Origin of the sequence: Xenorhabdus kozodoii (assembly GCF_002632875.1) — a bacterium.
Classification (GTDB): domain Bacteria; phylum Pseudomonadota; class Gammaproteobacteria; order Enterobacterales; family Enterobacteriaceae; genus Xenorhabdus; species Xenorhabdus kozodoii.
In genome coordinates this window covers 1-9,019 of sequence record NZ_NJCX01000046.1, presented here as the reverse complement: position 1 = coordinate 9,019, position 9,019 = coordinate 1, and the positions used below count along the sequence as shown (strand labels likewise).

Genomic DNA, 9,019 nt, shown 5'->3' with positions numbered 1-9,019 from the left:
GCGCGGGCATCTTTGCCTATAGAGACGCCGGATAGATTTAAGCAAGCCAACCCGACATCAAAATCAGTGTTGCAAAAACGGGGGTGACCATAGATTTCTGATGTTGTTATTCATTCCTGCTACCCCTTCCATTAATTAATATTGATGGTGGCGATTCAAACAGGGTTCTCACAACTGGGAACTATCTTCCAGCGAGGCCGAAGCCTCCCCCGTCTGAACCGCCATTGAAAGGGCGATAGCAGACACACTGGCAGAAACTTCCTACCAGTGGATAGTTCTTTACAAGGGTGAGAATCCTTGACCATTAGATTGTGCCAATGGCGAGGCTACTTTAACTGATTGGTTTAGCTGGTTCAATAAGCGAACCAGTATAAACGCTTAACTTTTTGCGTGATATGCTATTAAACAGTTCATGTAAATTGATATGCTTGATACTCTGGATTCAAGCTAATATGACAATCGGCTTTGTGCCAGTAAAATATCAATGTCGGTACACTATTCTCAGATAGGAGTATGGAAGTGGATGATGTTTTATTATCGCGCATAGGGACTTGTGTCACTATTTTATGTGCCATTGGTTCGGTAATTGGGTGGTGTAAATCACGTAGGGCTGCAACAGATGCTCAGTTGGCTGTGAGGGAAATACGCTATCACCGGAATATCCGACAAGCTAGTACCGTTCATGCAGCATTAAGCAATACACTAAAATCAGTTCGTCAGATTGGAGTGGGGTGTAACGTTGAGAAAATAGTTGGCATCAATATTGAACCCATCATCGATGAAACGGAAATCTTTCTTGAACAACTCCAGGAAGTCTTTGCTGACTCACATCTAAAAAATAAACTCGATATAAATCTTGATGAATTTTTATCCGGAATTAGGATAAGTATTTCATCATTATCTGACTCAATATTACCCGAAGACAAATTAAGAGAAGGTCGTGATATTTATTCGAAATTATCTTCACTTAAAGCAACTATCGGTAATATTTCAAATGAAATTACATTCAATCCTAAAGGTGATAAAAATGGAAATTAGGGATAGTGAGAAACTTATTCTCCTTATGCTATGTGACTTATATGAAAAAAATAACATAGAGGGTGATATTGATCATAATTTTATTCGTGATGCTATATACGAACATCAAACTTGGGCTATTCCTTGGAAACATTCCGGTATTCCTTTCGAGCATCAGGATACTCCTTCTGATGTGAAGACTGTATTCGATATTCTTGATATGTGGAGAGTGATCGAATATAGCTATGCTGAACTTAATGAAGACGAAAAAAATAAATTAGCAGTGGATGCTGAACCATTTGGTCGCAATCCTTTTTTCAGAGGATTTGATGGCAATAATGAAACAAATTTATTGGTTGCCACAGATTTCATTATCAATAAACTTGGTCGTTTTAAAGAGTTTAAAAGACGAGATCTCAATTCTCACGCACCCAGTTTAGATGGATATTTAAGGATGTTGAAAATTTTCACACCTGAATTAAAAAACAATATGGGACACCCTCTCTCAGTAGAACAGCTGACATTGATTCTGTTAGAGAAAAGACATCCCAGTAATCGTTAACCACATGAATATATAGATGGACACGGAAAATCTATGTAATATTCAGGTAGCTGGATCGTTTTGTCCAGCTACCATTTTATGTACTTAATTACTCATTGGATCAGTATAGCTGTTGGCTGCCAGTAGCTTTCCGTTAACCATGACATACTGTTGTTAGTAATTCTTAGAGTGTGAATAACTATATCTCGCTCATAGCTGACCATCAGATTTAGTCGTACTTTTTCTACAGAACATTGCCAGATAAAGTAGAGACTAATTTAATTAAAAAATCAATTATCCACCTAAATCCCATCAAAGTTATCCAGCCGCTGTTGCTGTTCTTCACTCAAGATAAACGCAAACTCTTCATGCTCAATTTGCCATGTGCCAAAACTCATCAGGAACGCAATCGCCGGGTCAATCTTATTCGCGGATTTCTTCTTGTTCGGTTTCCGTATTCAGGGCATCAGACTGACTACGCAACTCGTCAAATTGTTTAGCTTCATCGGCGTTGAGTGAGCGCTTTTCGTCTTCGGCTTTGGTCAGTAGTGAGCGCATTTGTTCGGTAAAGGTTGCTTTTTGCTGGCGTAATTCGAGCAGTTTTTTCATGGTATTTTTCGGGAAAATTATTTTTCAATAAATAATTGTTTAACACCATGAAAAATAATGAAAGGATTCTGAATCTGTTGAGTAAGCACACAACTATCATTTCACATCTAATTTATAAATTCATTTTGCGTAGGATATTTTCACTTAAGCAGTAATGGCAGAGTTAAATTTTAAAAATATTAATTAACATTTAATCACCCAAAGATTAACATTAGGTAATAATGAAAAGCCAGTAGTTTTAATAATGACAATCACCATATAAAATAATTCTTATCTGATATTTTTGATACATGTCACTGCTTAGAGTGAATTTATATTTAAAATACGTCACTTACTAAAAAGTGAGATTGGGATTTACTAGTCTACTATGTGATTATATTATCTATACTCTATAGAAAATTATTGTTTGGTGTCAGGTAATAAAACAGTAGGTTTTTGTTAAGACGTTTCTATAGGCAGTAACTTAATAATTTGGCGTATTATCATATATCTAAAATTTTATGGCGTACTTAACTAAATTATAGGGGTTTTCATGAGTAGTAGAAGTGATGTAATAGAAGGAAGGTTAGTTTATACTGAAAAATTAGGGTGGGTAGACACTGGGCATTCAAAAGGTAATGATGCCAGAATGTTAATGGCTGCTATAAACTCAGGTGATGATACTAAAGAATCATACTTTACCATTAAATACACACAATACATGGGGCTTGGATTAAAATATGGCACATCTAAAATAACAAGATGGAGGGTTAGAAGAGGGTTATCTTTAAATGATAAAAAAAGAGTTGCACTTACTATTATGATGTATACCACTCATCTATTTGAAGCGCATCAAGATTCATTTCCCTTTAATTGGTATACAGATAGTGGGTACAGTGGTGAGGATTTGGTTTCAAATCTACTTGGATTTTATCAGGCTATAAAGGGAGTTGACTATTTACCTCAGCTTCAACCTATAAGTAAAGAAGATGCACTAAAAAGATGGGATTATTATGGCGCTATAGGAAAGTATAAAAATAAAATGTTTAAGCCTTTATTATTTCCTGATCCCCAAAAATACCCTAATAATGCTAGACCATATTATTCTTCTTTACCTACATTTCTTAATACTATATCACCGATCACTGATATAGATAGGAGTCATTTGCTAATACATATTGAAGATAGAACAGGATATAACATACATGCAGTAAGAGATGTGGGGATTGAACTTGAATAAGATTATTAAAATTACATTTATCGTCCTGTTTTTTTTAGGACTGATTTTTACTATTCCTATTTTATTTGTAGATAATCATTTTTTATATACAAAAAATGATTTTATTAGGTACAATTTATTTACCTTTGACGAAGTTAAAAACATCCCTATTATTTCAAATAATTACATTGTATCTTATGACTCACCAGATGGTATAAAACCAATGAGCAATTCAATTTTATTTTCAAATGTAAATCTAAATCGTAAAGTAGAATTAATAAATTATATTGAAAAATTAGGTTATATAAAAGATATAAACGCATATTGGAATACAGATGGAAGTGAATCCTGGCATAAAGGAAATGTGTTTATACAGATAAAACAAAATGATACTGACCGTACCATTTTGTTCTTAGTTGAGAAGAACTAAAATACATTATCTTCTCTTATACTGTAACCCGATGTGCCAGCAATGTGATGTGTCCATGTTATGCTATCATATGAAATTGTTATACTTTCATATGGTTGCATATCATTGTGGCTTAGTGAGTTGGGGTAGTGGCTTGAGATATTTTTTATAGTTGCATTTGTTAATTTTATAGAGTAAAACTTTTCTAATCCTCCTGCTGAGCTATTCCTATATATGTCAAGCAGGCAATCTAAATGCTCATTACTTGATATTGCAACGCCTAATAATGGAGATGATTTATCTATTGGCTTTGTTATTATCATAGGCTGATGATTTACATTATGTTCCCTGCTGATATCGTGATCCACAGAATAAACCAATATTTTATCTTTATTTTCTTCTTGGTATTTATTACCTATTGAATCATAAGTTGAACAACCTGCTGATATCAGCCCCTGCTTTTTACCATTTAAAGTCATGTAAATAATGTTAGCCATTTCATTTCCTTTTGCTTGCTATTTTATAGCCATAAATATATAGCTATTTATCTACCTGTCAATAGCCACGGCCATAATTTCCCATAAAACAAAATTACAATAATAAAAAATATAACATAAAACTCTAAAACATTACCACTCAATGATACCTGTATCGTTACATTAAGAAATTCTGATAATTATCATATGAAAGAATGAATTTTTAAATAGTCTCTAAAAATGAATATTTAATCTGCTAATTCTAATTATGTCTTGATATATATCAAAACATAACGATGTTTTTATTTACCTGCCAGAGATACCCCCTATAAATCTTTTTCGCCCTCTCAGTTATGCACCCTCTGCACAACCCTTGAAAGCCTTGCTACATCTGGGTTTTCCGCAATTAATAGGCTATTCATTGACTGTATCACCTGTTCACCCCTTTTTTATATGAATGAAGAGAATGTATACGCAATTAACTTGAAGATGCAGGAATTAAAGTTAATTGCGTATAGAACGGTATTGGTTAGCTGTAGATGGTTTTAATCTATGCCCTCGGTTCGAAATATAAGTTTCTATAGCATCTGATAATGTCACTGTAGCTTTTTCATTGGTACGCTTAACGACATTGGGATTCTGGCCTGTAGTCGCAACCTCACCAAGAACCTCTAGTGCTTTTGCTCTTGCATTATCAATGGTGAGATCAGGAAACCGCCCTAATGTGGCTCGGATAAACTTTCCATTTTTCTTTCTGGAGATACAGAAACTTTTAACGCCGCTAGTACCGATACGAATACGTAACCCGTTTACTAGTGTGTCCCCATATTCGATTTGCCCACGTTCTGCGGGTGGTAAGCTCTCTAATTTGGCTTTCGTAAATTTGAACGTTTCCACATCTCCCTCCCTATATTAAAAAAGTGAAAATCCACTTTTCTATCGTTACCAAGCGATTAAGGTATCCTGTGAATCGTTTTCATATTCTAGGATACCTATAGGATGCCGTAGACAAGTATTTTAGATTATTTCTGGTTATTTACACAGTTGCTTAATTTTTCATAATTAATTGAAAATTAAGAATAAATATAAATGAGTAGAATGTTAATTCCCGCCTCATAATCGCTTGGTCGCTGGTTCAAGTCCAGCAGGGGACACCAAATTTATCAATAAGTTACATGTTATTTGCTTTGCCCATAATTGAGACATGAGACGCAGATGGGACGTGAGTGTCAAAAATCGCATCTATGTGCCGCGCATGCTCAATTAAATGATTAGGTGCCAAATGCGCATATCGTCTAACCATTTCGATTGACTCCCAGCCCCCCATTTCCTGTAAAATTGATAATGGAACGCCGGCTTGAACCAGCCAGCTAGCCCATGTATGCCTCAAGGTCGTGGAATCTAAAATTTTCTATCCCTGCCCTCTTTAATGCAGAATTCCACGACTTGTTATCATCGACTCGCATTTTTCTGATCACGGGTGTTTTTGTTCCATCACTTCGGTTGGCAGATTTTTTATGCACAAAAACGTATTTTTGGCGATTCCCTATCTGATCGCGCAAAACCTGGCATGCTGTGTCAGGCAGGGCGACCCCTATAGCCTTACCTGATTTGCTATCTTCTGGGTCAAAATCCGAAAACTCCAGCGGCATGAAGGAACAGAAGAGTTTTCTGACCAGTTTAAAGCTATTGAATACATCAATGCAGCCCGCGCGCATTTCAATATGTCACGCGAGGAATACGACGCTGTTATTGATGCTGATGATCAGCGCACTCATGATTTGATGAGCGGTAAAAGAAGGTTGGTGAGTATGAAAAATGATAATAACCAAGCCAAGGATGGCTAGTTTTGTATATACAAACTCTATATCTTGGTAATTTATTTTATCTATTGATCATACATTATCTATTGATATTTTGTGAGTCGCTTTGAGTTGTTTCAATCTGTTTCATGGTATATTCTGTATATACAGCTTAATCATGGGTTAAAGACACCGTCACATGAAGCTCTTGATTTCATCAAACATCAGATTGAAGTTAGCAGGCAAAAATCCGCCTGTTAATGAAGAAGATATACTCCAGTGTTTTTCCAATCGAGTTGGGCGTTTTCTTGAAGATACGAGAGAAGATAATAAGACTGACCCACCGACCAGATGGTTTATATCTGAAACTGATTATGGCGTTGAGTTGAAGATAGTCTTTATTTACTACCCAGAAAAAGGGGTTGCCATAAGGACAGCTTGCGCACCTAACGAAGATGAACTGAGAATTTACAAAAAATACGGCCTAGGAACAGAGAAATGAGCAAACAAACTGATAAGCGAACACACCCAATAATTTCCACTGATGAAGCATGGGATAATGGTGAGCTTGGTTGCAGTGAGGCTCACATTAAAGTATCTGATGATATTACGGAAGAATTGATTAATGAAGTGCTGGATTTGCAGCCAATTTCGATCAGGTTAAACAAATCTCTGATAGAAGACTTGAAAATGATAGCTGATCTTAACGGGTTGGGTTATCAGCCATTAATCAGGCAAGTTTTAAATCGTTTTGCCAACAGTGAAAAAAAACGGGTACTTGCGGAAGCTCATAGCAAAGCGATGAAAGGCGAAAAAAGAAAATCAGCCCATAAGCGCCACAAAGCCGCTTAACTAACCTCAACTTTGTTTAAGCATCACCATTTCATGGTCACGTAAACCTAAGCTCGGCTTTTTCGGCTGGAATATATAAGCAATCAGTCCTGAGACTATTTCCAGTAAAAAGCCGGCTACGCTTCGGTGCCTTGAATGTTCTATCTGAGAAATATTTTTCAATTGGTCATTCACCGTTTCTATCAAAAACCGTTTTCTTAACATGGCCTTGTCCCAAAGCGATAAAAATTTGGCTTTCATACTACGGCGAACATTCGTGATTAACGTAAGCCCTTCCTCTTTCAGTTCATCGCATAACACTTGGGATAAATAGTCTTTGTCACCATAGAGATGCCCGGTTAAACCTTTGACTAATTCCTTTACCGACTGACGGTCGTCAACATTTCCCGGTGTTAATTTAACGGATAAAATCTCACCGCAATCATCAATAATCAATAATCAGATGGAGTTTAAAGCCATAGAACCACCCTGTGCGGGTTTTTCCTCGCTGCGCGACACCCTCAAAAACTTTATGACGAGAAATACGTAGGTTATGGCAAACCGCGATTTTAGTGGAATCGATAAAGGCAATGCCGTGTGATTTTTGTTTGCGTGAAGAAAGGAAAGCGCATAACGGAATAAGGGCTCTTTTCTTCAATGTTATTATTCGATTGTAGCTCACCAGACTGGGGAAATCTGCTTTGAGGTATTGTTGCACATACTCAGTATAAAACGCTTTAAAATGACGATAATGGCTCATGTGAAATAAAATGAGGAGAGTCATTATTTCGCTGAGAGACAGGGAAGTGGCGCGATGACGCTTGAGCTGATTATTCTCAATGAGCTGTTGTTCCCACAGGGGAATAAAGGTTTGACAAAAGTCATCGACGCAACAGAAAAGTTCTTCTAAAGTAGTCATAGCCTGAGGATCCCCACTATTTTGTTTTCTAAGCAAAAACTTTGATCGCGCCTCAGGCACTTAGTTCCCTTTTGTCTTTCCTTTCTTAAGCGAAGTTCAGGTTAAAAAAAGAAAATTCATTTGTACAAAAAGCATGCGTAGCCGTGTAAATGCGGCGTTTAATGCCGCACTACCTATCGGTAGCACCATGCAAAAACCCGAAGTAATCGAATGTTGGATTTTTGAAAAGACATAACCGCGATGGCAATTAAAAAATGTGAAGATGGACGCTATTTATTGGATATACGCCCTGTTGGTCGTCGAGGGATCACGCCGGAGATCACTATATCGGTGCGCTACCTGATGCGGTTATTCATGCCATGAACAACAACACGACACCCGCTCAGCTAAAACGGGCTGAAACTGACGATAGTTACCGTGCATCACTCCTGAGTATGCTGTAAATCCAATAAATAGAGGTCATATGATTAAATTAAAACAGTCTAATAGCACTGTCATTGTTTCAAAAGAACAGCTTGAAGAGCATATTGAGGAGTGTCAGAAAATATTGAGTCGCTACCGTATTCACCAGCAACAACAATTGAGTACGGTAACAACGATGCAGGAAGAGCAGAGTTTATGTGAATATTAACCTGCCCTGATGATGTTATTGCACCTGAATATTGCGTTCAGGTGCACTTTCTGCGAATGAATCTGATGATAGATGAAATGTTTCAATCGTCGTGAAGCAAAAACCACAAAACAAATTACGACATTGATAAAAACGACGTATCACACTGGGTTCAATAGCAAAGTGAGGGCGCTGTTTTGTTTGTGTTCCACATTTTTTACAGGAAAACATTTAACGTCCCTCCGATGGCCTGTCAGCCCTATAAAAATTGGTGGGTGTATGGCTAAACTGCGGGGTAGAATGCGCGTCATTCAACGCCGTTTCAAACACTTCAAAAGAGATACAGCGAAAGCTGCAATTCGAAGAACCACACCGAAAATACTTTCTCTGTATATTTTCCGTTGTATGTTCACTGGATCTGATTCTTAACTGACCGCCACAAATCGGACAAGGTGGATAAGAGCATCTGCTTTTAATTAAAGGTTTCGATTTTTCACGTAACATATATTGTATTAGTCACGACGTGATCTGACACTGAACCTTGAAAGGTTGAGAGTTACCGACTTTGCTATATGGGTGTCGAATCCTTATACAAAATACGAGGTAA

At 37.0% G+C, this 9,019-nt stretch carries 12 protein-coding genes and 4 pseudogenes; 9 read left to right on the top strand and 7 right to left on the bottom strand.

Annotation, left to right across the window (positions count from 1 at the left end):
- Positions 1 to 519 precede the first annotated feature (519 nt).
- Positions 520 to 1,038 carry a hypothetical protein gene (locus tag Xkoz_RS18480; protein WP_141554446.1) on the top strand — a complete coding sequence of 173 codons (519 nt, stop codon included), beginning with the start codon at positions 520 to 522 and terminating at the stop codon, positions 1,036 to 1,038.
- Positions 1,028 to 1,579, top strand: coding sequence for a YfbU family protein (locus Xkoz_RS18475; protein WP_099143410.1), 552 nt, complete (start codon positions 1,028 to 1,030; stop codon positions 1,577 to 1,579). The genes Xkoz_RS18480 and Xkoz_RS18475 overlap by 11 nt, the downstream gene beginning before the upstream one ends.
- Before the next feature lie 414 nt (positions 1,580 to 1,993).
- On the opposite strand, the pseudogene Xkoz_RS18465 reads toward Xkoz_RS18475, so the two are convergent.
- A pseudogene (locus Xkoz_RS18465) lies at positions 1,994 to 2,167 on the bottom strand (phage major capsid protein); the annotation flags it as partial.
- A gap of 532 nt (positions 2,168 to 2,699) precedes the next feature.
- On the opposite strand from Xkoz_RS18465, the gene Xkoz_RS18460 reads away from it, so the two are divergent.
- Both Xkoz_RS18460 and Xkoz_RS18455 read left to right on the top strand, forming a co-directional pair.
- Complete coding sequence (locus tag Xkoz_RS18460) at positions 2,700 to 3,386, top strand: hypothetical protein (RefSeq protein ID WP_099143409.1); 687 nt, start codon at positions 2,700 to 2,702, stop codon at positions 3,384 to 3,386.
- Positions 3,379 to 3,795 (top strand): hypothetical protein, encoded by a 417-nt coding sequence (locus Xkoz_RS18455; protein WP_099143412.1) that lies wholly within the window; start codon positions 3,379 to 3,381, stop codon positions 3,793 to 3,795. Before Xkoz_RS18460 ends, Xkoz_RS18455 begins: the two co-directional genes overlap by 8 nt.
- On the opposite strand, the gene Xkoz_RS18450 is transcribed toward Xkoz_RS18455, so the two are convergent.
- The 3 genes and pseudogenes from Xkoz_RS18450 to Xkoz_RS18440 form a co-directional block, all read right to left on the bottom strand.
- Complete coding sequence (locus Xkoz_RS18450; protein WP_038251805.1) at positions 3,792 to 4,271, bottom strand: Hcp family type VI secretion system effector; 480 nt, start codon at positions 4,269 to 4,271, stop codon at positions 3,792 to 3,794. The genes Xkoz_RS18455 and Xkoz_RS18450 overlap by 4 nt on opposite strands.
- A 492-nt stretch (positions 4,272 to 4,763) precedes the next feature.
- Positions 4,764 to 5,147 (bottom strand): annotated as a pseudogene (locus Xkoz_RS18445) (Arm DNA-binding domain-containing protein); the annotation flags it as partial.
- Positions 5,148 to 5,421: 274 nt separating this feature from the next.
- Positions 5,422 to 5,968: pseudogene (locus Xkoz_RS18440) on the bottom strand (site-specific integrase).
- Between Xkoz_RS18440 and Xkoz_RS23620 the strand changes: the two are divergent.
- The 3 genes from Xkoz_RS23620 (at position 5,867) to Xkoz_RS18425 (ending at position 6,904) form a co-directional block, all read left to right on the top strand.
- Positions 5,867 to 6,097, top strand: a complete 231-nt coding sequence (locus Xkoz_RS23620) for a DUF6246 family protein (RefSeq protein WP_339373912.1) — start codon at positions 5,867 to 5,869, stop codon at positions 6,095 to 6,097. The pseudogene Xkoz_RS18440 and the gene Xkoz_RS23620 sit on opposite strands and share 102 nt — an antisense overlap.
- 154 nt (positions 6,098 to 6,251) lie before the next feature.
- Positions 6,252 to 6,554 (top strand): hypothetical protein, encoded by a 303-nt coding sequence (locus Xkoz_RS18430; protein WP_099143408.1) that lies wholly within the window; start codon positions 6,252 to 6,254, stop codon positions 6,552 to 6,554.
- Complete coding sequence (locus Xkoz_RS18425; RefSeq protein WP_099143407.1) at positions 6,551 to 6,904, top strand: hypothetical protein; 354 nt, start codon at positions 6,551 to 6,553, stop codon at positions 6,902 to 6,904. The genes Xkoz_RS18430 and Xkoz_RS18425 overlap by 4 nt, the downstream gene beginning before the upstream one ends.
- A 6-nt stretch (positions 6,905 to 6,910) precedes the next feature.
- On the opposite strand, the pseudogene Xkoz_RS18420 reads toward Xkoz_RS18425, so the two are convergent.
- A pseudogene (locus Xkoz_RS18420) lies at positions 6,911 to 7,802 on the bottom strand (IS982 family transposase).
- 240 nt (positions 7,803 to 8,042) lie between these two features.
- Between Xkoz_RS18420 and Xkoz_RS24590 the strand changes: the two are divergent.
- Both Xkoz_RS24590 and Xkoz_RS21420 read left to right on the top strand, forming a co-directional pair.
- Positions 8,043 to 8,165, top strand: a complete 123-nt coding sequence (locus tag Xkoz_RS24590; RefSeq protein ID WP_279627421.1) for a hypothetical protein — start codon at positions 8,043 to 8,045, stop codon at positions 8,163 to 8,165.
- Positions 8,166 to 8,265: 100 nt separating this feature from the next.
- A complete protein-coding gene (locus Xkoz_RS21420; RefSeq protein ID WP_167386627.1) occupies positions 8,266 to 8,433 on the top strand; it encodes a hypothetical protein in 168 nt (55 codons plus the stop codon).
- Positions 8,434 to 8,448: 15 nt separating this feature from the next.
- On the opposite strand, the gene Xkoz_RS18415 is transcribed toward Xkoz_RS21420, so the two are convergent.
- Together Xkoz_RS18415 and Xkoz_RS26465 are read right to left on the bottom strand one after the other, a co-directional pair.
- Entirely contained in the window at positions 8,449 to 8,643 is a 195-nt protein-coding gene (locus tag Xkoz_RS18415) for an ogr/Delta-like zinc finger family protein (protein WP_099143406.1), read from the bottom strand.
- A complete protein-coding gene (locus tag Xkoz_RS26465; protein WP_099143405.1) occupies positions 8,644 to 8,916 on the bottom strand; it encodes an ogr/Delta-like zinc finger family protein in 273 nt (90 codons plus the stop codon).
- Between the last annotated feature and the right edge of the window lie 103 nt (positions 8,917 to 9,019).

Coding starts and splice junctions, on each gene's coding strand:
- Xkoz_RS18430 (WP_099143408.1), top strand. CDS start 6,252: ATGAAGCTCTTGATTTCATCAAACATCAGATTGAAGTTAGCAGGCAAA.
- Xkoz_RS18425 (WP_099143407.1), top strand. CDS start 6,551: ATGAGCAAACAAACTGATAAGCGAACACACCCAATAATTTCCACTGAT.
- Xkoz_RS21420 (WP_167386627.1), top strand. CDS start 8,266: ATGATTAAATTAAAACAGTCTAATAGCACTGTCATTGTTTCAAAAGAA.
- Xkoz_RS26465 (WP_099143405.1), bottom strand. CDS start 8,916: ATGTTACGTGAAAAATCGAAACCTTTAATTAAAAGCAGATGCTCTTAT.
- Xkoz_RS18415 (WP_099143406.1), bottom strand. CDS start 8,643: ATGTTTTCCTGTAAAAAATGTGGAACACAAACAAAACAGCGCCCTCAC.
- Xkoz_RS18460 (WP_099143409.1), top strand. CDS start 2,700: ATGAGTAGTAGAAGTGATGTAATAGAAGGAAGGTTAGTTTATACTGAA.
- Xkoz_RS18450 (WP_038251805.1), bottom strand. CDS start 4,271: ATGGCTAACATTATTTACATGACTTTAAATGGTAAAAAGCAGGGGCTG.
- Xkoz_RS18475 (WP_099143410.1), top strand. CDS start 1,028: ATGGAAATTAGGGATAGTGAGAAACTTATTCTCCTTATGCTATGTGAC.
- Xkoz_RS24590 (WP_279627421.1), top strand. CDS start 8,043: ATGGCAATTAAAAAATGTGAAGATGGACGCTATTTATTGGATATACGC.